The organism is Caballeronia sp. LZ032, from assembly GCF_031451315.1.
Classification (GTDB): domain Bacteria; phylum Pseudomonadota; class Gammaproteobacteria; order Burkholderiales; family Burkholderiaceae; genus Caballeronia.
Window position 1 is genome coordinate 59,621 of sequence record NZ_JARUXP010000008.1, and the last position, 24,489, is coordinate 84,109.

Annotated in this window: 24 protein-coding genes and 1 pseudogene; 5 read left to right on the plus strand and 20 right to left on the minus strand. The window is 62.1% G+C overall.

The annotated features are described in order from the left end of the window. Positions 1–6 precede the first annotated feature (6 nt). The 11 genes from QCE69_RS37430 to QCE69_RS37480 all read right to left on the minus strand — a co-directional run bounded on the left by QCE69_RS37430 (position 7) and on the right by QCE69_RS37480 (position 11,143). A complete protein-coding gene (locus tag QCE69_RS37430) occupies positions 7–588 on the minus strand; it encodes a hemerythrin domain-containing protein (RefSeq protein WP_309911432.1) in 582 nt (193 codons plus the stop codon). Between the two features lie 100 nt (positions 589–688). Next, a complete protein-coding gene (locus QCE69_RS37435; protein WP_309911431.1) occupies positions 689–1,858 on the minus strand; it encodes a zinc-dependent alcohol dehydrogenase in 1,170 nt (389 codons plus the stop codon). A 48-nt stretch (positions 1,859–1,906) separates the two neighbouring features. Further along, positions 1,907–2,161, minus strand: a complete 255-nt coding sequence (locus tag QCE69_RS37440) for a hypothetical protein (RefSeq protein WP_309911430.1) — start codon at positions 2,159–2,161, stop codon at positions 1,907–1,909. 119 nt (positions 2,162–2,280) lie between these two features. Further along, positions 2,281–3,273, minus strand: coding sequence for an SDR family oxidoreductase (locus tag QCE69_RS37445; RefSeq protein ID WP_309935898.1), 993 nt, complete (start codon positions 3,271–3,273; stop codon positions 2,281–2,283). Positions 3,274–3,299: 26 nt separating this feature from the next. Further along, entirely contained in the window at positions 3,300–4,259 is a 960-nt protein-coding gene (locus tag QCE69_RS37450; RefSeq protein WP_309935899.1) for a glycosyltransferase family 4 protein, read from the minus strand. Further along, positions 4,246–5,319, minus strand: a complete 1,074-nt coding sequence (locus QCE69_RS37455) for a glycosyltransferase family 9 protein (protein WP_309935900.1) — start codon at positions 5,317–5,319, stop codon at positions 4,246–4,248. Before QCE69_RS37455 ends, QCE69_RS37450 begins: the two co-directional genes overlap by 14 nt. Then, on the minus strand, positions 5,316–6,332 hold the full coding sequence (locus QCE69_RS37460) for a glycosyltransferase family A protein (RefSeq protein ID WP_309911479.1): 1,017 nt from the start codon (positions 6,330–6,332) through the stop codon (positions 5,316–5,318). The genes QCE69_RS37455 and QCE69_RS37460 overlap by 4 nt, the downstream gene beginning before the upstream one ends. Positions 6,333–6,364: 32 nt before the next feature. After that, positions 6,365–8,110 carry a carbamoyltransferase C-terminal domain-containing protein gene (locus QCE69_RS37465; protein WP_309935901.1) on the minus strand — a complete coding sequence of 582 codons (1,746 nt, stop codon included), beginning with the start codon at positions 8,108–8,110 and terminating at the stop codon, positions 6,365–6,367. A 2-nt stretch (positions 8,111–8,112) separates the two neighbouring features. Further along, positions 8,113–9,288, minus strand: a complete 1,176-nt coding sequence (locus tag QCE69_RS37470) for a glycosyltransferase family 9 protein (protein WP_309935902.1) — start codon at positions 9,286–9,288, stop codon at positions 8,113–8,115. Beyond that, on the minus strand, positions 9,285–9,860 hold the full coding sequence (locus tag QCE69_RS37475; RefSeq protein ID WP_309911478.1) for an HAD family hydrolase: 576 nt from the start codon (positions 9,858–9,860) through the stop codon (positions 9,285–9,287). The genes QCE69_RS37470 and QCE69_RS37475 overlap by 4 nt, the downstream gene beginning before the upstream one ends. After that, complete coding sequence (locus tag QCE69_RS37480) at positions 9,860–11,143, minus strand: glycosyltransferase family 1 protein (RefSeq protein ID WP_309911423.1); 1,284 nt, start codon at positions 11,141–11,143, stop codon at positions 9,860–9,862. Before QCE69_RS37480 ends, QCE69_RS37475 begins: the two co-directional genes overlap by 1 nt. A gap of 419 nt (positions 11,144–11,562) precedes the next feature. Between QCE69_RS37480 and QCE69_RS37485 the strand changes: the two genes are divergently transcribed. Then, on the plus strand, positions 11,563–11,715 hold the full coding sequence (locus QCE69_RS37485; RefSeq protein ID WP_309911422.1) for a hypothetical protein: 153 nt from the start codon (positions 11,563–11,565) through the stop codon (positions 11,713–11,715). A gap of 262 nt (positions 11,716–11,977) precedes the next feature. Here QCE69_RS37485 and QCE69_RS37490 read toward each other — a convergent pair whose 3' ends face one another. The 7 genes from QCE69_RS37490 to QCE69_RS37520 all read right to left on the minus strand — a co-directional run bounded on the left by QCE69_RS37490 (position 11,978) and on the right by QCE69_RS37520 (position 16,957). Beyond that, positions 11,978–12,148: a hypothetical protein gene (locus tag QCE69_RS37490; protein ID WP_309911420.1), complete on the minus strand. Its 171-nt coding sequence runs from the start codon at positions 12,146–12,148 to the stop codon at positions 11,978–11,980. 101 nt (positions 12,149–12,249) lie between these two features. Next, on the minus strand, positions 12,250–12,399 hold the full coding sequence (locus QCE69_RS37495) for a hypothetical protein (RefSeq protein WP_309911419.1): 150 nt from the start codon (positions 12,397–12,399) through the stop codon (positions 12,250–12,252). Positions 12,400–12,826: 427 nt separating this feature from the next. Continuing rightward, a complete protein-coding gene (locus QCE69_RS37500; RefSeq protein ID WP_309935903.1) occupies positions 12,827–13,846 on the minus strand; it encodes a PHB depolymerase family esterase in 1,020 nt (339 codons plus the stop codon). 237 nt (positions 13,847–14,083) lie between these two features. After that, a complete protein-coding gene (locus tag QCE69_RS37505) occupies positions 14,084–14,611 on the minus strand; it encodes a phasin family protein (RefSeq protein ID WP_309935904.1) in 528 nt (175 codons plus the stop codon). A gap of 189 nt (positions 14,612–14,800) precedes the next feature. Further along, complete coding sequence (locus tag QCE69_RS37510) at positions 14,801–15,667, minus strand: YsnF/AvaK domain-containing protein (RefSeq protein ID WP_309935905.1); 867 nt, start codon at positions 15,665–15,667, stop codon at positions 14,801–14,803. 83 nt (positions 15,668–15,750) lie between these two features. Further along, positions 15,751–16,200 (minus strand): YsnF/AvaK domain-containing protein, encoded by a 450-nt coding sequence (locus tag QCE69_RS37515; RefSeq protein WP_309911413.1) that lies wholly within the window; start codon positions 16,198–16,200, stop codon positions 15,751–15,753. 40 nt (positions 16,201–16,240) lie between these two features. Beyond that, positions 16,241–16,957, minus strand: coding sequence for a hypothetical protein (locus tag QCE69_RS37520; protein WP_309911411.1), 717 nt, complete (start codon positions 16,955–16,957; stop codon positions 16,241–16,243). Between the two features lie 316 nt (positions 16,958–17,273). Between QCE69_RS37520 and QCE69_RS37525 the strand changes: the two genes are divergently transcribed. Together QCE69_RS37525 and hmpA are read left to right on the plus strand one after the other, a co-directional pair. Beyond that, positions 17,274–17,558, plus strand: coding sequence for an RNA chaperone Hfq (locus tag QCE69_RS37525; protein ID WP_309911409.1), 285 nt, complete (start codon positions 17,274–17,276; stop codon positions 17,556–17,558). A 124-nt stretch (positions 17,559–17,682) separates the two neighbouring features. After that, a complete protein-coding gene (gene hmpA / locus QCE69_RS37530) occupies positions 17,683–18,843 on the plus strand; it encodes an NO-inducible flavohemoprotein (RefSeq protein WP_309911407.1) in 1,161 nt (386 codons plus the stop codon). Positions 18,844–19,156: 313 nt separating this feature from the next. On the opposite strand, the pseudogene QCE69_RS37540 reads toward hmpA, so the two are convergent. Next, positions 19,157–19,965: pseudogene (locus QCE69_RS37540) on the minus strand (diguanylate cyclase domain-containing protein). Between the two features lie 288 nt (positions 19,966–20,253). After that, positions 20,254–21,447 carry a DUF2252 domain-containing protein gene (locus QCE69_RS37545; RefSeq protein WP_309911404.1) on the minus strand — a complete coding sequence of 398 codons (1,194 nt, stop codon included), beginning with the start codon at positions 21,445–21,447 and terminating at the stop codon, positions 20,254–20,256. Between the two features lie 289 nt (positions 21,448–21,736). On the opposite strand from QCE69_RS37545, the gene QCE69_RS37550 reads away from it, so the two are divergent. Together QCE69_RS37550 and QCE69_RS37555 are read left to right on the plus strand one after the other, a co-directional pair. After that, complete coding sequence (locus tag QCE69_RS37550; protein ID WP_309935908.1) at positions 21,737–22,366, plus strand: hypothetical protein; 630 nt, start codon at positions 21,737–21,739, stop codon at positions 22,364–22,366. Continuing rightward, positions 22,359–24,476 carry a site-specific integrase gene (locus QCE69_RS37555; protein WP_309935909.1) on the plus strand — a complete coding sequence of 706 codons (2,118 nt, stop codon included), beginning with the start codon at positions 22,359–22,361 and terminating at the stop codon, positions 24,474–24,476. Before QCE69_RS37550 ends, QCE69_RS37555 begins: the two co-directional genes overlap by 8 nt. Positions 24,477–24,489 lie beyond the last annotated feature (13 nt).

Genomic DNA, 24,489 nt, shown 5'->3' on the forward strand with positions numbered 1-24,489 from the left:
GCGCCGTTACGCGCGATATCGGCGGCGCGCGGAAGCGGGCCGCAGACAGTGCGCGAGCGCGAGCGCGCCGATCGATATCAACGCAAACGATGCGAGCGGAAACGTGCCCACGGTATTCGCCGCGATCGCGCCGGGCCGGTGCTGCGCGACGAGCTGCATGCGGCGCTTCGTCATGCGCATGCCCAGCTCGGACAACTGCGAGGCGAGCGCGCGTTCGGCCGTCGGAAGCAGCACCGTTTCCTCATCCGCGACGTGATGCATCGCTTCACGCATGAGCTGCATGAAACGGGCGTCGTAGGCGGCATCCTCCGGACCCATCGAACGCAGCTTCGCGATGTCTTCGCGCATCTTGTCGTGCTCGGGCTTGCTCTTCGTAAGATGTTCGTCTCCGGCCATCACCTCGCTGAGCGCGGGGTAGAAGATCTCTTCCTCGAGTTGCGCGTGTATTTCTAGCGCCGTGCAGGCGAGCTCGACGATGGCGCGCTTTCTCCACCACGCTCTTTCCGCGTGATAGCGATGAAAAGCCGCCATCACATGCGTGTGATCCATGCGGATCATCGTCGTGATGGAAGGGGAGCAGGATGGCATGTCCACGATGACTCCTCAGCCGCATGTGTAGGGCTGCTGTGATGGTAGGGTATTCGCGTAATCGGTCGACTAACGTTGGAGATGTGGGCTGCGTCCCTCGTTAAGGCTTGAGGACCACCTTGATACATCCATCTTCTTTGTCTCGAAAAGTCTTGTACATCGAAGGACCATCCTCCAGACGCATGCGGTGCGTGATGACAAACGACGGGTCGATCTGTCCGTCCTGGATGCGGCTCAGGAGATCATCAGTCCAGCGGTTGACGTGCGTCTGGCCCATGCGCCAGGTGAGCCCCTTGTTCATCGCGGCGCCGAACGGAATCTTGTCGATCAGTCCGCCATACACACCCGGCACCGAAAGCGTACCAGCGGGACGGCACACGTAGATCATCTCGCGAAGTACGTGGGGCCGGTCGGTCTCCAACATGACCGCCTGCTTGGCGCGATCGTAAAGGGCGTCGAACGAACGCGTCGCGTGCGATTCCATGCCGACTGCGTCGATGCATTTCTCCGGACCCTTGCCCTGCGTCAAGTCCCGCAACCGATCCAGCACGCTTTCCTCTTTGAAGTCGATTGTGATGGCGCCCGCCGCGCGCGCCATCGCGAGACGTTCGGGCACGCGATCAATCACGATCACCTGTTTCGCACCGAGCAGCAAGGCGCTACGCACTGCCATCTGCCCGACAGGACCCGCGCCCCAGATCGCGACGGTATCGGTCGGCTCGATCTCACACTGAACCGCCGCCTGCCATCCGGTCGGAAAGATATCGCCGAGAAAGAGCACCTGCTCGTCGGTGAGCCCGTCCGGGATTTTTACATGCGTCTTGTCCGCAAACGGCACGCGCACATACTCGGCCTGCCCGCCAGGGTAGCCGCCCGTCAAATGCGTGTAGCCGAACAAGCCCGCCGTAGCGTGACCGAACACCTTATCGGCGGCGTCCTTGTTTCGGTTGGAGCGCTCGCAAACCGAGAAATTGCCGCGCTTGCACTGGTCGCACTCGCCGCAGATGATCGTAAAGGGCACGACGACGCGGTCGCCAATTTTTAGCGCCGTGTTGTCTCGGCCAACTTCGACGACTTCTCCCATGAATTCGTGGCCCATCACGTCCCCGGACTTCATGCCGGGCATGAAGCCGTCAAACAGATGGAGGTCCGAGCCGCAGATTGCGCAGGTCGACACCTTAATGATCGCGTCCCGGCCATGCTCGATGAGCGGGTCAGGAACGGTGTCGTATCGAATATCCTTCTTGCCGTGCCAGATGAGTGCTTTCATGGATGCCTCGGGCTGTTTTGTTGCAATGGCGGGTATGCTGTCGTGAACCTAGGCTTCGTTGTCGGCCTTGCCGGGTCTGCCGCTGCGGCTCGTGGGCTCGAGGTCGAGATCGACATGATCGTGCTCGGGCACATATGGCCCTTCCTCGGAATGATCCTTTCCCTTGGGCACAAGAGTCGGGTCGATGTTGCCGTGCTCGCGCTGTTCGATGGTGCCGTCACCTTTTTCCTTTATATCGCCCTCGCCAAGCGCTTTGCGGCGCTCGTCCGCACGCTCGAGGGGATCAGATGGTTCGCTTTGCATCGCCTGCTCCTTCAACACGCTTGAGGGTATCGCTTTCCATTCGAGCAATCGATATGCCTCGATTACCAAGGGTGCGCGCTTTGTCGCGAAACATGAGACATTTCGATTGGGCAGGGTGCTTACGCCATTGCCTGACGGCACTGAGCGTCGCGCCCTTGCATGGCCTCGAATATCGCACGAAAATGCTGCGCCGTGCGCCGCAATCCGTCGTCGAGCGAGGTCGTCGGCGACCAGCCGAGCGCCTCGCGTGCGAGCGCGATATCCGGCTGTCGATGCCACGGATCATCCATCGGCAGAGGCTTGAACACGATCTCCGACGACGACCCCGTCAGTTCGATGATTCGCCGCGCGATCTCGAGCATCGAAAGCTCGTGCGGATTGCCGAGATTCACCGGACCGGTCAGTTCGTCGGGCGTGTTCATGAGGCGGATGAACGCATCGACCATATCGTCGACATAGCAGAACGAACGCGTCTGCGAGCCTTCGCCATAGACCGTGATCGGCTCGCCCGATAGCGCCTGCATCATGAAGTTCGAAATCACGCGCCCATCCGACGGGTGCATGCGCGGCCCGTACGTATTGAAGATGCGCGCGATCTTGATCGAAAGCCCGTGCTGCCGCCGATAGTCCATGAAGAGCGTTTCGGCGCAACGCTTGCCTTCGTCGTAACACGAACGCGGCCCGATGGGATTCACGTTGCCCCAGTACGCCTCCTGTTGCGGATGCACGTGGGCATCGCCATAGACTTCGCTCGTCGATGCCTGAAAGATGCGCGCGTGCACGCGCTTCGCGAGCCCGAGCATGTTGATCGCGCCGTGCACGCTCGTCTTCGTAGTCTGCACCGGATCATGCTGATAGTGAATCGGTGAAGCGGGGCACGCGAGGTTATAAATCCCATCGACTTCCACATAGAGCGGAAAGGTCACGTCGTGACGCATCAGCTCGAAGTTCGGGCTGTCGAGCAGATGCGCGATATTGTCCTTCGTGCCGGTATAGAAGTTATCGACGCACAGCACGTCATGACCTTGCGCAAGCAGACGCTCGCACAGATGCGAGCCGAGAAAGCCCGCGCCGCCCGTCACCAGAATCCGCTTCCTGAAGGCTTCTTTCATGTCGTCAAGTCCTGTCAGATGAATGGCTAGCTGCACACATAACGCAGCGCTTCGTCCCAGTCGCGCGCGAAGCGGGCGATGTGGAAGCGTTCCAGCGCGGTGCGCCGCGCGCCTTCGCCGAGACGCCGCGCTTCGGCGGGATCGCGCAGAAGGTGCTGCATCGCGTCGATGAGCGCTTGCGTATCCGTATGCACGTAGCCGCTCTCGCCGTTGCGGATCACGGTGGCGAGTTCGGTCGTCGCGAGACCGATGATCGGCATGCCGATCGTCATCGCCTCGACGATCGCGAGTCCGAGACTCGTCCAGCGAATCGGATTGAAGAAGAAACGATAGCGCGCGCTGAACGCCGCAAGCTCCAGATTGCCGACTTCGCCGATGCCGCCCGCCGATTGCGCATCCATGCCGACGAGATCGAGCGGCACGCGCGTGGCCGCTTGCGCATAGACATCGTTGCCGAGCCTTCTTCCGCGCTGACGCAGATGATTGATCACCGCGATGCCGCGCTGCAGTTCGCCGCTGTAATGCACGTCCTTGGGCACCACCACGCCATGCTCGATGACGCGCGTGGGCGTTTCGCCGCTCTCCCACATGAGCCGGTTGAAGTGCGTGACGTGCACCAGTAGCGTGTCGCGCTCCCGCACCCAGTGCTTCTGTTCGAAAGGGTTCTCCTGCGGCGGATCGTGTTCGATATAGATGCGCGGCAAGCGCCGCTGGGCATCGGTGAGCAGGTTGAGACGGTCGTCGTCCCATTGATGCCTGTGCTGGAACAGCACGACATCGAACGATTGCGACGGCACTTCGCTCGCCGGTATCTCATGCACGTTCGCGCCGAACGGCAACGCGCCCGCCGTGCCCGCGTATCCGGGCGGATAGCCGGGACGCGTGACCAGATAGAAGTCGTGCGGCGCCTGGCTCAGGTAAAAGAGGTAATTGCCGTGGATATGCCACGTGAGCACACGCAAGCGCCGGGAACTAGTCGTGGGCATGAAGAAGCGTCTCCTGTCGGACGGTGGTTTCGAGTTGGGCGAAAGCGGTATCGAGCACCGATCGCACGCTCACGTTGAGCGCGCATTCGTGGCCGTAGGGACAGTCGCGAAACGCGCATGGACGACATGCGGGCCAGTCCGCGAGCACCCGATGACGCGCATGATCGAGCGGCGCCCAGCGGCGCGTATCGCTGCCCGATGCGATCACGACACTGGACGTGCGCATCGCCGCCGCGACATGCGATAGCCCGGTGTCGTTGCAGACGATGAGTCTCGCCCTCGCGACGAGCGCGGCCAGCGCGCCGAGCGACGTGCGTCCGGCGAGATCGATGGCTCGCAGGCCGGCATCGTGTGCAACGCGCGCGGTGAGCGGCGCTTCGCTCTCACTGCCCGTGACGGCGACTTGCCAGCCGGCTTGGGATATCGCGCGCGCCACTTCACCGAAGCGCTCGACGGGCCATCGGCGTGAAGGCAATTGCGCGCCCGGATGAAGCAGAACGAGTCTTTCGCAAACGATCGCGCGGGCATCGACCAGCGCATCGCATTCGCGCGTGTCGTCGTCGGTGAGCGGAATCTCCAGATCGAGCGCATCGGCTTCGATGCCGAGACGCTGCATCAGCGCGGTATAGCGCGCGGGCTCGGGCAGATCGTCCGGCCACGGCATGAACACGCCTTCGCGCATTGATTCATCGGGCTTGAGAAAGCCCGCGCTCATGCGCGCGCCCATGCCCGCGACGATATCGTTCGCGACGCCGCCGCTGCCATGCAACTGGATCGCGAGATCGAAGCGTCGTTCGCGCATGGCGTGCAGAAACGCGGGCAGATGCGCGTCGGTTTCCTCTTGCTCGGGAAATCCGATAGCGCCCGGAAACACGATGCGTTCATCGAGGAGATGCGCGTATCGGTCGACGAAGCTATTCGCCCAAGGCAAGCCGATGAGCGCGATATGCGCCTGCGGATACGCACGCCGCAACGCGCGCAATGCGGGCACGGCGCACAGCATGTCGCCGAGTTGCAGCGTGCGAAAGATCGCGATGCGTTCGATCGGCTCGATGTTCATAGGAAGAACACCCCGAACTTGAACGCGCCGCGAATGCGCCAATAGATCGACAGATACGGAATGATCGCGGATGTCCATAACATCTCAGCGATATGCGCGGGCGTGCGGGCCGTCGTCTTCAGTCGTTGCGTGCAGAACCATACCGTCATCGCTGCCCATGCGAGTCCCGCCATCGCTGCCATGCGCGGCGCACCCGCGATGAGCGATACGAGCGCCACGACGAGCGCCGCGAGCATCGCATAGTAGAGCAGCGGCGGACCGCGCCGGATACGTTCGCGAAACAGCGCACGATGCTTCTTGTACAGCAGCGCGTCGAACTGGCTCTTCTTCTGCTGAGAGATGCTCACGCCCCAGCGCGCGGGCCGCACGGGATGCAGGACCATTGCATCGTCGGCGCGTGCGATGGAAAGTCCCGCGCCCATCAACGCGAATTGCAGATCGGAGTCTTCACGCCACGCGGACGTGAAGCGCGCATCGAATCCGCCCGTGCGTTCGAGCGCGGCGCGTGTCGCGAACGCGTTCGCGGTGGCGAACTCCGTGTTGGCGAGACCGGCTGCATCGAGTTCGTAATCGGTCGGACGCTTGCGCAGCGGCACGACGATGCGGCCCGATACCGCATCGGCGCCCGCATCGAGCGCGCGCATGCCGTTCGCGAGCCACTGCGTATCGGGGATGGTGTCGTCGTCGGTGAAGGCGATGCTCCGTGCGAGCGAAGCGCGCCAGCCCGCATTGCGCGCGCCGGCCGGGCCTTGCGTCGACGTCACCGGCACGTAGCGGATTCTCGGTCCGTTCTGTGCGTGGGATGCGGCGAGACGCTGCACGGATGTCCTGGTCGCTTCATCGGGACCGTCATCGCACACGATGATTTCATATCGCGCCGGATCATACGCTTGCGATGCGATCGCGCACACGCAGCGTTCGAGCATCGCGGGACGGCGATACGTCGGCACGATCACGGACACGTCCGGAATGAAATCGTCGCGTGCAGCGGCGGGCGCATCCGTCGCGCTCATCTCGCCGTTTTCGAAAAGCCCCGTGTACGTGCTCATGCGCGCGCACCCGGTTTTTCGACGAGGAACGAGCCGATCACGAGCGCATCGAGCGGGGAGGTCCAGAACGATTCGAGCGCATCGCGCGGCGAGTTCACCATCGGCTCGCCGCGCGTATTGAACGACGTATTGACGAGCACCGGCACGCCCGTGCGCGCCTTGAACGCGGCGATGAGATCATAGTAGAGCGCATGCTGCGCGCGATTGACGGTCTGCACGCGCGCGGTGCCGTCGATATGCGTGACCGCTGGAATGCGCGCCTTCATCTCGGGCCGCACATCGAACACGAACAACATGAACGGCGCGACGCGTGCATCGACGAACCAGTCGGCGGCATGCTCCTCCATCACGACGGGCGCAACCGGGCGAAAGTCCTCGCGATCCTTGATCTCGTTCAGACGCGCCTGCATCGACGCATCGATGGGCGATGCAAGGATCGAGCGCGCGCCGAGCGCGCGCGGCCCGAATTCCGTGCGTCCCTGATACCAGCCGATCACGCGGTTCTGCGCGAGGATCTCCGCCGTTTCATCGGCGATATTCGTGAGCTTGCGATAAGGCGCGCGCGTCCATTTCAGAAACGCTTCGATCTCTTCGTCGCCGAACTCGGGGCCGAGATACGCGTGATCCATGCGCCACTTGCGTTCACGGTCGCCTGCTTCTGCGCGCTCGCGATAGTCCGTCCACAACGCGGCGCCGAGCGCCGTGCCGGCATCGCCCGCGGCGGGCTGCACCCACACTTCCCTGAACGGACCACGATCGCGCAGCCGCGCGTTCATCACGCAGTTGAGCGCGACGCCGCCAGCCATCGCGAGATTCGGCAGCCCGTTGCGCTCATGAAGCCACTTCGCGAGTTCGAGCGCGGTCTCTTCGAGCACGACTTGCAGCGAATGCGCGATATCGAAGTGATGCTGCGTGAGCGGACCGCCGCGTTCGCGCGCGGGGCCGAAGCGTTCGACGAGACGCGGCGCATCCACGGTATAGCTTCCGTCATGACGATACTTCACGACCTCGCGGAAATGATCGACATAGGCGGGCTTGCCGAAGGAAGCGAGCGCCATCACCTTGTACTCGTCCGACGAATGCAGGAAGCCCAGGTAGCCCGTCACGGCTTCATAGAGCAGGCCGAGCGAATGCGGCAGTTCCACCTGCTTCAGCCGTTGATATTCGCCGTTCACGAACTGCCCGAGGCTCGTGGTCACGCCTTCGCCGCGGCCATCCATCGTGAGCACGGCGGTATCGTCGAAAGGTGCCGCGAGAAACGCGCTCGCCTCGTGACACAGATGATGATCGACGTTATGCCATTGGAAACGCACCGCGCGTCCGCCGCTCGCGAAGCGCTTCTTCAGATGATGCGGCGCGCCGTCGAGCAACTGTCCTTTCGCGTTGACGATATAGCTCAGAAACAGCGGGTCCCACGGTGATTCGGACGGATTGGTCAGCGCTTCTTCGGACGGCATCATCGGCAGCGCGATGCTCGCCTTCGCGTCCTTCGGCATGCCGGAGAAGAGTTGCGGATCGTATGAATACGCGATGTGATCGATGTCGGCCAGCTCGATGCCCGCTTCCTTCAGGCAATAGTCGATCGCATCGAACGGAAGCTGCCAGGTCGAGAACGGCACGGGGCGCTTCGCGTGCTTGACGTGCGTGAAGCGTTCGTCCTCGGCCGCCGCGATAACGACGCCATCCTTGACGAGCGCCGCCGCGCTGTCGTGATAAACCGCGTTGATTCCCAATGTGTACATGTCTAGCTGGCCTGTGTGGTCGGGTTGATTTGCGATGGATTTGCTTCGATCAGTTCCAGCACGGCAGATACGACCTGATCCACGGCCACGCCCGTGAGGCACGCATGATGTCCTTCGGGACATACGCTGCGATAACACCAGCGGCACGGCACGTCGTTGTAGAGCACGCGATGCGGCGTCTGCCACGGCATGTGCTGCGGATTCGTGAGGGCGTACAGATCGACGACGGGCGTGCCCAGCGCCGATGCGAAATGCACCGGCCCGCTGTTGTTCGAAAGCAGTACACGCGCATGCCGGATGAGCGCGGCGAGTTCGCCGAGTTCGAGCGCGCCTGAGAGATCGAACGCACGCGCGCTTGCGCCGCATGCTTCGCGGCACAACGGACTTTCGCCCTGCGAGCCGGTCACGAGCATCGGCCATTGCAGATGCGCGCCGAGGCGTCCGATCGCTTCGGCGAAGCGCTCGACCGGATAGCGGCGCGAGTCCGCGCTCGCACCCGGATGCACGACGATAAACGGCGCATGCGGATCGACGCCGCGAGCGCGCAGTTTTTGCGCAAGCGATGCGGCATCCTCGGGACGCACGTTGAAGCGCATGCGCGTATCCGCCGTGCGCGCGCCGACTCGCGCGACGAGCGCGAGCTGCCGTTCGACTTCATGCCGCGTGCCCTGCTGCGGCTCGGTTTCCTGCACCCAGTCGCTGAGAAGGCCATATGGGTTCTCGCGACAATGCGCGAGGCGCAGCGGAATGCCGGCGAGATGACAGAGCATCGCGGCGGGCAGCGGATTCTGACTGTACACGCTGAAGATCACGGCCGCATCGAACTGCGCGGTATTGAGGCGCGCGCGCATGGCGAGATCGGCGAGTGCATCGACGGGCGCATCCTGCTTGACCCACGGCGCGTCGTATTCGATCACATCGTCGATTGCATCGATGAAAGGCGCCGCCGCCTTGCCCGCGCGCGATGCGAGCAAGGTCAGTTGCCGTCCGGGCTGCGCGGCGCGCAGCGCGTGCAGCGCGGGTGTGGTCATCAGCACGTCGCCGAGATTGTCGAGACGGATGCAGAGAATGCGCTTGACCTCCGCGCCCCAATCGCGCGGCTCGTTCGCCGCGCTCTTGCGCGCATGGGCCTCGACGACCGGCGGCAATGCGGACGGACTGAGTGGATCGCGCTTCATGCGGGACACTCCGCATTGACGATCGCAATCGCCGCCTCGTACATGTCCTTCGCGACGATATCCGGTTCGCGTCCTGCGCCTCGCAGCCATTCCGTCTCGTTGCCGTTATCGATGAGCACGCAGCGACAGCCCGCGCGATGCCCCGCTTCGACATCGTCGAGAATGTCGCCGATGAACCAGCTCTGCGAGAGGTCGATGTCGTGTTCGCGTGCCGCGCGCAACAGCAGACCGGGCGCGGGCTTGCGGCAGTCGCATGCGCGCGTGTACTCGGGCACGATGCCTTGCGGATGATGCGGGCACCAGTACATATCGGTGAACGAGGCACCCGCTTCGGCGGCGAACTCGCGCAGACGCGCTTTGACCTGATCGAGCGCACGTTCCCCGAACTTGCCGAGTGCGACGCCGCTCTGATTGCTGACGACGAAGAGCGGCAGTCCAATCCATGCGAACAGACGCAATGCGTCGAGCGCGCCGGGCGCGAGACGCATCCAAAGCGGATCGACATTCCAGGGCACATCGTCAAGCAAGGTGCCGTCCTTGTCGATGAAGACGGCTGCGTGCGGCAGCTGCATCATCGCGATCCTCCGCTCATCGCGACGCGCGCCGCGGTCTGTGTCTCCGCGCCGCTCATGCCACCACTGATGCGCGCATAGACCTGCGCCAGCGCCTGCGCGACGCTCGACCACGTGAACATCGCGTTCGCGCGCGCGAGGCCGGCTTCGCCCATGCGGCGCGCGAGCATCGGATCGCGCTTGAGCGTGGCGATCGCGTCCGCGAGCGCGGCCGGATTCTTCGGCGGCACGAGCAGTCCCGTCTCGCCGTGCGCGACCGAATAGCGGATGCCGCCCACATCGGCGCCGATGACAGGCGCGCCGCACGCCATCGCTTCGAGCGGCGTGATGCCGAAAGGCTCGTACCACGGCGTCGTGACGAACACATCGGCTGCGTTATAGAAGTGCCTGAGTTCGGCACGGCCATGACGGCCCGCGAAGTGCACATGCGCTTCGATGCCGGATTCACGCGCGATGCCGCGAAGCCTGCCGATCTCCGGCGTCGCGATTTCGTTGGCTTCGTCGGAGTTGCCGCCCACCACATAAAGCTCGACGCTTTCGCCATGATCCGCGCGACAGGCGCCGAGCGCGCGCACGACGTTGTCGATGCCCTTGCGCGGCACCATGCGCCCGAGTTGCAACACGATGAAGCGATCCTGCGGCCAGCCGAGCCGTTCTCGCGCGCGCGCCTTGTCGAGCGGATGAAACTCTGCGCGATCGAAGCCGCACGGCACGAGATCGATGCGCGCGGGGTCGGCATCGTAGAGATGGATGAGGTCGTTCTGGTCCTGCGGACATTCGGCGATCACGGAATCGGAGCGCTTCACGAGCGCGTCTTCGATATCGAAGCGCGCATCGGGAAAGCCGTCCGATTCGCCCTGATGCAACCGCCGCACGCGGCCGAGCGCATGAAAGGTCGTGACGAGCGGCACGCCGAGCGCTTCCTTGATGCGCAGTCCCACGAGACCGGACATGAAGAAGTTCGCGTGCACGATGCCATACGGCTGCGCTTCCTGCTTCATGAATTCGATCATGAAGTCGGCGAACGCATCCATGTGCGGCAGAAGTTGCTCCTTCGGCAACTGCACGGGCGGCCCCGCCGGTACGTTTATCACGCGGATGTTTTCGAAGCGCGAGACGAGAGGCAGCAACGAGCGATCGCAGCGCGTGAAGACATCGACATCGTGACCGATACGCACGAGCTGGCGCGCGACGTTCGCGACATAGATGTTCTGGCCGCCGCTGTCGACGCCGCCCGCAATCGCCAGCGGCGAAGCATGTTCACTAATCAATGCGATTTTCACGAGAGTCTCCCTTGGACTGGCCGCCCGCCGTCATTTCTGGTCATTCAAGGGAACAGCATTCGTCGTGCCGCTCGTTTCGTTCGGCTGGCGAAAAGAGAAACGATATGCGGTTCGTCGTGGAGTGCACCGAATTTTCGACAGAGTTCAGTCGCGCTCCTATGAAAGCATTTCTTGGGGCGCTGTAGTTATTTACTGGACTGAAGCGTTTTCGCACGAGTGACTGCTGCGGTTCGTGTGTTCGCGCACTTGGCCGCCTGACCGTCGGGCCTACGCGTGCGGCGGTGACCAGGGCCGTTGCGTGGCTGGTCGAGGTGAGCTATCTTGCAGGCAATCTGTGGGGCGCCGTTCACGAGCTGCGACTGTGACGCGGGGATCGATGCAGGTGCACCGGGCACGAGCGCGCCGGCTACAACCCGAGCATGGATCGCACGACCTATCCGGCAGAGATTCAAGCTGCGGGAGCGAAGGCCGCGTCCCAGAGCGGCCCGACTAGCTTCGGCGGCGCTGCTGACACGACGTCGGCAGCGGGCGGCCCGGCGCACACCGGCAATAGCGTCGCACCGGTCTACTGAGCCGGGCTTTTTGCGTCCCATTTGGCGGCTTCCGACGCGTTGATCCGCCGTCAGGCGAGGCATGCTTGGTCACGCGTCGTCGCGACGGAAGGTGGAAGCAAGGTGTCCGAGACAGCGCAGGACCAAGCCAACCGGGTGTGGTGTGACCAGAGGATCAGACACGGTCGATATATAGGGAGGGCTGCCGACACCGCATGCTGCTGGCCCCACGAGGCGTACAAGCACTTCCTGAAACGTCCGGATCATAAATCGAACGAAGTCTCTATTCCGCGGGTACTTTTTCTAAGGCTGATTCGCCGCTCTCCAGCAGTTCATGAAGCTTGAACAACGCGATTTTCAGATGGCCATCAACCGCTAGTTTGCGAGCCGTGTGCAACACGTCCTGCTCAAAGGCATCGGGTTCGATTCCCCTCGATCGTCGCATCTCGATCATCGCCTTCCTCGTCCAGGTATTGGACGTCGAGCGATACGTCGCCAGAAACCATGACGGTGGCTGTCAAGCCGTTCACCATGTCCGGTTTAACCTCGTCGACGCTAGTAACCGTGTTGCTGCACGGGCCCATCGAAGGTCCCATCATTGAGACCGGCGAACTCCTCCTGATGATCCTCAAAGAACGACTTGACAGCTTCTTCAACCTTGGCCCTAAGGTCGGAATCTTTGCATAGATCGTCGAGGATGCTCACGTTGCCTCCTGTCATGTTGTTTCCGAGCAAGCCCGTCGATCGCGACGATCTCGATGACACCTGGACAGCCTTCGCGCTCCATCGCGCGAGGACGTAGCCAGCTACACGGCAGGGCCGCGTGAATGCGCATGCCTTTCGCCACACGCTCGGCACGTAATCGGTCGCGGACGAGGTACCCATCGATGTGATGCAGAAGGCTGGGCCATACGTCGCTGCAAACGACAACCATCTACGTGCAGGCCGAGAAACAGCGGGTGTCGGAAGAAGTGGCTCGAGTTTCTTGGCCGAGCCCGAATGCGACTGGTCCGCTCGGACGCACCCAAAGGACTTAGGTGCCAAGCGCAAATTGATTGAAGAATCGAACCATTTCGCTCGTTGCATGCGGACCGCAAGGGTCGGTGTACGTGCCTTCGATGTTCCCTCCGGATCAGGCATGACCCAGTCCGTGGACAAGCCATTGCTCGCCGACGGGGCGTCTATTCTCATCACGAAAGACACAACACGTGTACGCGTAGCCGTTCTTCGTTTTCTCCACGTAAGTTGAAGAAGGTTCAAGCGACGCGCTGCAGTCGCCATGCAAGAGTGCGCGCATCGCGACGATTTGATCGCTATTACGCGGATGCACGATTTCGTCGGCGTCGCCGTGAAAGACGATGAGCGGCACGACGCGGTGTTGGAGACCTTCAGGCAAACGTGCGGGCAGGCGCACCTTACTCATCCCATCATTCATCGCACAAAGCGCAGAGAATGCCTCATCGGCCACGCCGAAGGCGACGCCCGAGTGGACCGCTGCGGCCGCGTACAGATCTGGATGGGTGACGGCGAGATTGACCGCCATGGCGCCGCCAGCCGACATGCCCGCCACATAGACCTGTGTTGGGTCGACGTGGTAGGCCGCAATGACCTCCCGAGTAAGGGCCGCGATCATCGAGGTTTCGCCGGACTCACGCGCCTGGTCGCTGGGGCGGAACCAGTGCCAACATCGAAGCAGATTGGTGCTCTCCGACTGCTCCGGATAGGCGACGATATAGCCGTGCGCCTCTGCGGCTTCGTTCATTTCTGTGCCGGCTGCGAAGTCGTCGGGGTCTTGGTGTGCGCCGTGCAGCATCACGATCATCGGTAACGGCTGGCCGTGATAGACACTCGGGACGTAAAGTTTGAACCGGTGGGTATGGCCGCCATGCTCGAAGCGATTGCTCAACCATTGCGGCCCATTCGTAGCCGCCAGCCCGTGTCGCCCGCAAGAAGGCGCAATCGCGGGGCGCGACCGCTCCAGCGGCGCTGCGTCCTTGCTCGCGTCGATCGGGGCCCGGGAATGATCCGGCTTCCCGCTTTGGGCGGTCGTCTGGGGCTCCACGAAAAAATGCGTCGCCAACCACAGCGGTCCGCCGGTGAACAGCGAAAATAGCGCGGCCTGTGCCGACGCAAGCGGATCAAAGTTATTCATTTCGTCTCTTTGAAGTAAATCAGCGTGCGCTCGGATCCGCACGCAGACGCAACGGGCGATCCATTGGCCGCGTCAGGAACACTGCATTCGCCATTCCTGGCGTCGCATAGAACCTAAGCGAAGATTAGAAAGCGAATCGTTAAATCCGCGATGCGTCGTGCGGCGCGCGCCCATCGGTCTTTGGCAGCGCCATGCCGCATGAAGCCTCTCGATTGCGGCCTCATGCAGCTCGTCGTATCAGGCTGAACGCTTGGCGGGTGCGCGCGTGGTTGTCTTTGCGATTTCGCCGTTCGCATCCAGTATGGTGCCGCCCGTTTCGGGTACGGCGTCGGTCGCGGAGTCGGCGAGGTTCGTGATGAGATCGCTCGACGATTGGACGTCTGACTGCCCGTCGCTCGCGGCGACCTTTGCCGCCTCACTGAATGTGACGCCGTTACGCTCATACTGGCCGCGGACTTCGCCAACTATGTCGTCTTGGGTTGACGTGATAATCGACATCACGTGCTGGCCGTAGGAAGCGGCCTTCTGGGGGAACTGGGCGAACATGATGGACTGCCAACCAAGCACGTTGCCTGCGTCCGCCTCGTCCCCCGCGCGCAGTAGCGTGTTGCTTTCCTCGACTACCTTGTGGACTGTCTGTACGTTCAGTTCCGTCAGCGCTTGCAGACCGCTCGCGAAGCGCCCCGTGACGTTGAGAAGCGTCTGCAAGTTGGCGCGCGCGAGGGACGGAATCTGGTAAGCGAAATAACCGGGGTACTGAAACATTGACTGGCTCCTTTAAAAACTCGATGAACGTCGTTTGAAAGGAAATGTCAGACACGCCACACGGTCGTGCAGGAGTTGCCGGTCCGAAGAACATCGCATCGTGGGTGCCGACATCTGAAGCGGATAAAGGCGAGAGTCAGATCGCCCGGTCGCCTGAACCAGGCGATCGCAATGCTGCATCGGTAGGGCTTATTCGGGCGTCGTCTTTTTGGTGCTGGAAACGTCGACGGAGGCATCTCGGGAACCGGGCGTGCGCTCGACTTCCACTTGGGTGCCGCGGACGGTATCTGTGACTGTCTCGGTGCGGTTGGATGCTTCCTTGCCGACCACCACTTCCTCAACTACGCGGGCGGTCTTGGCGACGACAGCTTCTTCCGCAGTTTCCTTGATCTCAACGGAACCCTCGCGCAGATCGGCGGCGGTCGCGGGCCGGTCCACAGCGCGGCGCTCGATATTCGCGTGTTCTTCGCGCAGGTTCACCGACTCGCTGACTGGCGTCTCGGTCAGGCGGGAGTAGACTCGCACGCCACCCGTTTGCACGGATCGTTTGCCGACTTCCAGCGATTCCTGCACGACCGGAAACGCCTTCCGCTCTTCCGCGATCTGGTCCGCCGTGTAGGCGGGCGCGTCGCGGTCATAGTTGGTATAGCCCGTGTTGCGCCATTGAGCGACGCGCGAATCGATGTCGACCGCGCCGGCCGCATACAGCGCATCACGCACGCGTTCCGTCTCGGATTCATTCACCACGTCTACCGACAAGAGGGCACTGCCACGCCGCACGGCTTCTTGATAATGACCAATCTCTTCCGGTCGATCGCTGTCGCCGAAAAGATTCTTGAAGAAATGCTCAATCCTGGCCATCGCTCCTTCATGGACTTCGCCAGCGGGACGGCCCGCTGCTGCGCTGTCCACAGCTGGATCAGTGGACAGGGTCGAACGCTCGTCATTCGAATGCACGCGCATGTCCGTGCGTGCGATGCCTTCTGCCTCGAGCCGCGTCTGGGCGCGCTCCGCATCCTGGAAGGTATCGAATACACCGATAATCGTCTGAGTCATTGTGGCATCTCCGGATAAAGGGCTTGCGCAAGCCGAAAGTGAAGCGCGTGTGAGAGCGAACGCAACCTCCGTTCCAGTGCAGCTCAACGAGAGGGCGGATCAGGCTTCCACTGGCCATCGGGGCCGTCGCGCCGCTCAACTACCAGTTCCTCGGCATGCGTCAGGACTTGACGCACGACGTCGCGTTCTGTCTCTGTCGTCTTGATGTGTACCTCTTCTTTCAACGTCAGTTGCATCGTGACGACCGGCACATATTCGTAAATGGGAATGATTAATGTGTCGCCGTCCCGGCGCGGCTCCGCGCGTTCCTCGACCGGGCGATTAACAGGTACGTGCTTGACCTCAACATGCTGCTCGCGCAGGCGCATCGTCACGGGTTCCATCTCTTCATGGACAACCTTGCGTACGCGCACCGCTCCCGTCTCCGTCGTCCTGACGCCGACCTCAAGCTCCTCCTGGACGGCAGAAAGACGGACTTCATCTTGTGAGACGCCTGACGCGGCGGGGTTTGGTGCGGCTTTCTCTGAATTCATCGATTCCTCCATGCGCGAGCGCGGCGTGCCACGAGGCCGCTCACAGCCGGCCACTATGCGCGGCGGCCCGGTTACGAGGCAGTGCGGGATCTCGATCCGCCGCGGCGCCGCCGCTTTCCTCGAACGGCGGTTGATGGCGAAAACCGGCGCCGCCCGACACGATCGCGATGATCGCGCCGACGACCAGTGCAGCGAACGAGAACCAGCTCGCACGCGCGACGCCGCGCGCAGCCGTATCCGCCGCTTGGCGAGCGTTCTGTTCCGCCTCGGGGCCGGATGCCGCGGAGGCTGCCGAGGCCACTGTAGCTTGCACCTGCTGCTTCGCCGAATCGATCAGCTGATTGCTGCTGCCCGGTTGATTAGCCGCAGTCGCCCCGACTTGGGCGCCGGTCGCGGCGATGCTACTTGCCGTGCTCACAGCACCGGTGATCAGCGACGTCATCCCATAGACAATCAGCAGTGTCATGACGGCCCACGACAGCAAGCCGTGTAGCCATCCAAGCACAGGGGCGCACCGCCCGGCGAAGTAGGAGCCGACGAACACGGCGAACACCGTTGTCACGATGACCCAGACGCCCGAGCCGAAGCCAAAGCCGTGCAACGGGTCGGGCTTCGACAGCGGCGCCAGCAGCGATGCACCGATGGCGGTGCCGAGCGCACTCATGGTCAGATAGACAATCATCGAGAGGATGACTCCCGCGATGATGGACCCCCACGACAGCCGTGGTAGGCCGTCTTTGGTCGTTAAAAGTCGCATGATCGTTCTCCGTTGAGTCGTTGCGAGGATGGTCCTGACTGGTCGCAATAGACATGCCGACTCGCTGGTACCGGCGAACAGAGGACGCAACGACCGCGCTCTCCCGCGCGTCGTCGTAAGTGGACGGTGAAAGTAAAAGTGACGGCGCCATACCAGCCAAATTGTTGCGCGATATACGTCACGTATCGGACGCGCGCGGTGGCGCATGGGCTGGCGACAACGCGCTATGATCCGACGACAAGGGGAAAACGGCGACGAGAACGGCGGAGCGAACCGCTAGCGCGGCTCAAAACCAAAAAAGACAGGAGAAGGAGTCATGTACGCTAATGTCGACGACGCGCAGTCCGCCTTCCTGGATGCCCTTGTGATCGAAAGGAAAGTGGTTTGGGTCTTTTTGGTTAATGGAATCAAGCTGACTGGCCAACTGACGTCGTTCGATAAACGTGTCCTCTTACTGCAGTCTCCCACCGGCCTACAGACCGTTTTCAAAAGCGCTGTTTCTACGGTTTGCCCGCCCCATGTGATCGAAGGCAGGCAATCACGGGATGGCCGTCCCGTGGAACAACACGAACGATTTCGGCTGAAGCGGCCTCAACGCTAATCGTCACCATGCCTGCGAACAAGTGAGTTGTGGCAGCGCCATGTCTGGACGTCGAGAAAATGGCGGTCAACCGGTATGGTGATTGCTGCGGGTGGGTTACGGTCGTGCTCCTAGGATACCGAAGATGCTTACACAGAAAACCAAGGACATTGTCAAGGCGACGGCACCCGTGCTCGCCGAGCATGGATATCCAATCATCAAGCGCTTCTATACGAGACTCTTCGAAGCTCATCCGGAGCTCAGGAACGTTTTCAACATGACCCATCAGGAGCGAGGCGAGCAGCAGCAAGCGCTCGCTCGACTAAAGAACATCGCAAACAAGCACGCTAGCCTCGATGTGCGACCCGAGCACTACCCCATTGTGGGTGAGCACCTCCTGGGGGCGATCAAGGACGTGCTGGGCGACGCTGCAACGGACGAGATCATTTCCGCGTGGGCGCAAGCCTATGGAAATCTGGCTGACGTCCTGATGGGCATGGAAAGCGAGCTCCGTGAGCGCTCTGCAAGTGCACTGGGCGGCTGGAACGGGTGGCGGAAGTTCGTCGTGAAGGAAAAGCGCGCCGAAAGCAGCGTCATTACGTCCTTCATTCTGGAGCCCGTCGATGGGCAACCAGTGCCGAATTTCGAACCGGGACAGTACATCAGTATTGCTGTGAACGTGCCCGCGCTCGGCCTTCAACAAATCCGTCAATACAGCCTGTCCGATATGCCTAATGGGCGCAGCTACCGAATCTCCGTCAAACGGGAAGAGGGCGATGCAACGCGGCCACCCGGACAGGTCTCGTCGCTGCTGCACGATCACGTCAACGTCGGCGACGAAGTCAAGCTGGCCGCACCGTACGGGACTTTCTACATCGATGTCAATGCGGCAACCCCGCTGGTGCTAATCAGTGGCGGTGTCGGGCTTACGCCGATGGTGAGCATGCTCAAGCGCGCCATCCAGAATCCACAGCGACAGGTCGTTTTCATCCACGGCGCCCGCAACAGTAACGTCCATGCGATGCGCGACCGACTCAAACAGACAGTCGCCACGTATCCCGATTTCAAGGCTGTTGTGTACTACGATGATCCTTTGGCGGGCGACGTACAAGGCGTCGATTTCGATCGCAAGGGCTTTATCAACCTCAGCGAGATCAAAGACCTCCTCTTGTTACCGGATGCCGACTACTACATTTGCGGCCCGATTCCCTTCATGCGGCTACAGCATGATGCTTTGCGGCAGCTAGACGTCCCTGAATCAAGAATCCACTATGAGGTTTTCGGTCCGGACCTCTTCGCGGAGTAAGCCAGCGGTTTGATGAACTTCAGGCCAAGGACGCTGCCCAAACGCGTTGTGCTGCAATGTCCGCAGACGCTGCATGGACCGGACCATCAAGTCTGCGGCTGGCCGCCTTGGCCGGAGACATCCAGTAAAAGCTCGATGAGGGCCTCGCCGCGCCCAATCCCTGCGTTCGGCCGCAGCATTCACCCCGATGCAGTAACGGCGTATCGGCAACGGTGATAGTGTTCCTCGAGCGGCGAGTGACGCGGCCACCGCTCGGCTGGCCGCGCACACGGGGCTTTATATCAGTCCTGGTCGCTGCGCTCGACAACGAGCATCAGCGCGCAGACGCTGCGGCGTCGAGTGAGCCATAGCGATAACTGTTTCTTCCTTCTCGTTTGGCTTCGTACATTGCTTTGTCGGCCGTCGCCAGGAGCCTGTCCGGCGTCGTTGGCGTTTGAGCGTTGCACAGAACAACGCCCACGCTCGTCGCAATCGTGACCTCATGATCAGTCAGGCAAAATGGCCTACTCAGCGGGATGCAGATGGATTCGGCAATGCCGCTGGCGGCCGTCTCATCGGTCACGCCGTGACTCACGACAACGAATTCGTCGCCTGCAAGACGGCTCGTAAAATCGCTCTTGCGCACCGTGTCCGTGAGGCGCTGGGCGACCTGTCGTAACAACTCATCGCCTGTCTCATGGCCGTATGCATCATTGACCGGCTTGAAGCCATCAGGTCGAGAAAGAACAGGGCCAGCGCTTGACGCGTTGCACGGTCAGACGCAAGGTGTTGCGCCAGATGCCCGGTCAATGCACGTCGGTTTGGCAATCCGGTGAGCGGATCACGCATTGCCTGCGCGATGAGTTGCCGCTCGGCCTGCTTACGAGCCGTTACGTCTTGCGCCATCTGCGTGCAAAAAGCGACCTCTCGCGACGTCTCGCAGGCATCCACGCCGACCCGCGATTTGAACCACTGCCGATGTTCGTCGACCAGCGAGACCAGCGCTATTGGCACGCTGAGCATGTGTGCGAGCACACGCGTGATGCGATCGAATGCTTCTTCGGCAGGTGTATCGAGAATCGATAATCCGTGCAAGACGCGCAGGCGTTCTGCCTCGTCGGGCGGCATTGGAGCAACGTGCATGAATTGGTCTTGTGCAGGCGTTCATTTACGAGCAATCCATTCTAACGGCAGTCGTTGCAAGCGTTTGCCAGCAGCAACAGCAGCATGGCGTCGACAATAGACGAAGCGTCCTTGCACGTGACGTACGTACGATTATGTGGACACGAAAATGAAGCGACGCAAAGTACGGTGGCCGCGCTAGCCGTCGCTTTGCCGGTCAACGGTGCAGCGGTTGCGCAGACGGGAGGGCAAAAGGCCCAGTGCAGCCTCACAGGTGAAGCAGGAAAGGGCGGACCGATTTTTCCCAATTCATGCCGCCGATATGGCGTAGCGCCGGCAGTGTTCGAGGTATCCGACCTCGTGGCTTCCCACCAGATCGACGATGCTATGCCACAGCCATAGTGGGGCATCCATTGAACGTGTATTGCCCCGTCTGAGATCAGTGAGCCAGCTCCGTCGCGTTGCTCGGTCCATTTGCCGCGCGTGCGCCTGGCCGACGATGCGCGCCAGATAGCGCGCCAGGTTCATCGCCTCGGTTTGCCCGATCTGCTCTATTTCTAGCTTCAAATCCTGCGGCAGCAACTCGCGGAGAATGACTGGTTTGCCTTGAAGATCGGCCGCGCGCATTCGCTTGCCGAGGTGCGGGGAGAGATTACGGGCGCCTTCCACGACACGTTCGGCGTTGTCGCGCGGCATTGCGGTGTTGGCATAGCCGGGTGCCGCAGCCTTGACGGCTTCCTTAATGTCGATGAGGCAAAGATCGTCGCCTTCGACTACGCCCCCGTCGACATCGAGTAGAACGGCGTACCGAAGACGTCCGAGGGAGCTGCAGCCTTTGACCCAGTAGGCGGCGTCCAATACGGTGACGTTACCGGTATTCGAGCGGCCCCGCAGACTCGTCGCTAGATCGGCGACAGTTTTTTTCTCAAAAAGCGCTTCAATTTCGCCACGTTCGTCTTTGGTGATCGGCCAGAACCGCTTGCCAAACGGAATGGTCGGCTGCGTGTCGTCTAGTCTTTCGCGCGCTAGATGTTTCCATGAACGACGAACGGCTTCGCGCATCACGATGCGCACGACCTCTGGGCGTCTGATTTCCTCATCGAGGTTGCATTTCTCGTCGAACGTTTCCGTATAGCCCGCGAACAAGGCTTCAATCATATTGATCGTCGTAACGCCTGGCAGCGCTGAACTGCGCGCCGCGGTGGCGAGGGACAATCCGAGACGAATCAGATCATGCACCGGATTACCGATGACGGTCTGATCCAGATCTCTGATCTGTACCTCGATTCGACCGTTGGCATCGGCAATTGGACCGAGATTGCCGGTATGGCAATCGCCGCAGATCCACACTGCTGGTCCCGACGGCAGGCTCTCGGCAGACGCCTCGTGAAGCCAGTCATAGAACTTGATCGTATTTCCGCGCACGTATGCGTGCGTTGAACTTGCCATCTTGTTGTTGCGCCTGGCAGTCAGGACTTTCAACCGACGTTCGCAGTCGGCCACCTTCGCTTTTCGTTGATTTCGCCACCGGACAGTGCCCTTCAAATATCGATGATGCGACGACGGGTGAAAAACGTGATGCATGCCATGTGCCCGAGCGGAAGTGGTCGCGCAATGCAACTTTCTTCCGTTGAGGCCATTACGTCTCCGTCGCATGGCAATTGAAGGGTGCTTATTTTGCTCTAATTAATCAAATCTATCTGGTTCGAAAGCCTGATAATGTAATATTATCGGGATAGCGTTTCAGGGGTAAAATTCACGAATTCTGATTTACAAGAGAGGAGAGCGCGCCGTGGCACAAGGCTTTCCGCCGGATGACCCCAACGCGGACCGTAAACCGGACCACGAACCGGACCGCGAACCGGACGACGGCTCGGGCGACGCCTACGACGAGCTGCCGGATGCGTACGTCACGCGTCTTTTGCATGAGCTCGAACAGGTCGTCACCGCGAGCCGCCGCACGATTGCCATTCGCTATGCCGCCCACGGGGTGACCTTCCCGGTGCCGCCGACGCTGGACCGCGCCGAACTCATGGTACTGACCGCGCTGGTGCAGACCTACGGCGTCGCGGTGTTTCGCGATGACTTCAGTGGGGTGCGCCAGCGCTTGGCGGAATGCGGTGCCGTGGTCGTCCTGCAGCAGACGGTGTTCGGCGATCGCCCGGGCCGGGGCTTGCAGCGTTATGGGACTCGAATCGGTGGGGGATCCGTCGGCGGCGTCGCTGCGCGCCTGCAGGAAGCGCGGCCGCTGTTCGAGACGCTGTGCGAGCAATTTCCTGAGACCTTTCTGGTGCAAGCGCGGGCACTGCTGGCGCGGGTCGCGCGGAGATCGTTGCCGCCGAGGCCACGGAGGCAACCGATGCCACCGAAGCCGCCCGAGCCGCCGCTCGAATCGGAGGACGGAGAGTGCGACGATGCCTAAGCACAGTCAGCAAGATCGGCACGATCAGCATGACGCCTCGGCTCGGTCGGCCCAAAAAGCACCCTCCGAAGCTCGCTCCAAGGCTGCCCCGGAAAAGCTCACCGCCAAGACCGCACGCCCCCCGGAGAAGCTCACCGAATCACTTGCCCTCGAGCGCCGTTACACGACCAAGGATTTCACGGCGCTGCGCGCGTACGTGCAGCGCATCGCGCCCGCGGTGATCGCGCGCACTTACTACGATCCCGACGAGGATGCGCACGCGGCAACGCCTGGTGCGATGGAGCGGCATCTCAACACGATGCTCGACGCACTGGTGGCGCTGGCGCTCGCGCACGGCTCGACGGCGCTCGCCGATCATCTGCGCGCGTCGATCCGTCAGCACGGGCGCCCGTCGCTGACGGCGGTCACCTTCCGCATGGTGACCGAGGCGGCGCAGTTGGCCGCATTGCCGCCGCGGGCCGATCACGCCATCAGTGCTTGGCTGCGGCCGCGCGTGGCGCGTCGGCTGAAAGGCGAGGGCATCCAGACGCTCGGTGAACTGGTGGCCTTCTGCAACCGACGCGGCGGCAGCTGGTGGCGCTCGATTCCGCGCATCGGCCCGGGCCGGGCGCGCGCGATCGTGAGCTGGCTGCGCAAGCAGCACGTATCACTGCAACTAACGATCGAAGCAGACGTCGACTCCGAGGAACGGGACGGCGTGCCGCTGATCGCGGCCGAACTGGTCGAAGTGGTGCCGGCCGCCAAGGTGACGGGAAGCGGCCCAAGCGGCGTCCCGAGCGGCGGCGGTCCAGGCGGCAGCCCGGAATGTGCAAGCCGGCTGACGAGTCGCCTCGTTCTTGCGCCGCTCGAGCGTCTCGCCGTGCCGCACGCGCTCTCCGGCGCGCATGGCGAAAATCGTTCGACGGCCTTCTGTTATATCCAGGCGAACCACGATCTCGATGCAGTGCGCGCGTATCTGAACCGCTTTCGCGATCAGCCTAAAACGCTGCGGGCGTACACCAAGGAGCTCGAACGCTTCCTGTTATGGGCGGTCGTCTTGCGCGGCAAGGCGCTGAGTGATCTGCGCGTGGACGACTGCGAGGCCTACAAGGACTTTTTGAAAAGCCCCGATCCGCGCTTTGTCGGCGAGCGCTTCCCGCGGCACTCGCCGCGGTGGCGACCGTTTGCCTTGCCCAACGCCTCTGCGGCCGCCGACGGTGCCGCATCGCTGTCCGCGACGCTTTCGCCCGACTCGCAGCGTTATACCGTTCGGGTACTGCAGACGGCGTTCGCCTGGTGGGTCGATGTGCGCTATTTGGCAGGTAACCCATGGACGGCAGTCAACGATCCGGTCGTCGTCAAGCGCGCGAGCGCAATGAAGATCGAGCGGGCATTGCCAGCCGAACTGTGGCGCAAGTTGCGCGACGAGCTCGATACGCGATCGGCAGCCGCGGGGGCGAAGCAATGGCGCGCCCTGCGCGCAGCCATCTTACTGATGGGCGATTCCGGTCTGCGGCGTGAGGAGGCGGCCTCCGCGCGTCGAGAGCATTTGCGTCCGTCCCAAGTTACGACAGGCGGCGTCGCTGTGTGGGAGTTGACGGTGATCGGCAAGGGGCTGCGCGAGCGGGCCGTGCCAGTGAGCGCCGCGACCCTCTCGGCGTTGCGTGTGCATTGGGCCGATCGACGCAGTGACTTCGACGGCGTAGCGGACGGGGCGATGCCTCAGGGTCCTTTGCTCGCACCCATCGTGATCCCGTCAACGGACGCATCGCGGCGGCGTCACCGAAGCAGACAGCCGGGTTCGCAGAGCGAAGCCGGTTACACCGCCGATGGCATCAATCGGTTGATGGCGCGCATGTTGACGGCCCTTGTCGAGACCATGGAAAATCTCACGTCAGACGAGCGGGCGACGCTCGGCTCAGTCACCGCGCATGCGATGCGACCTACGTTCGGAACGCAATCCGTGGCCAATGAAGTACCGATCGACGTGGTGCAGAAGGTGCTGGGTCATGCCTCTCTGCAGACGACCTCGATCTACGTGCGGGCGGAACGAATCCGAATGCTGGAAGAGGTGGCTGGCTATTACGCGCGAAGCGCTGACTTCGTTGGCGTCACCCAACGCGACAAATGAATGTAATGAGTTA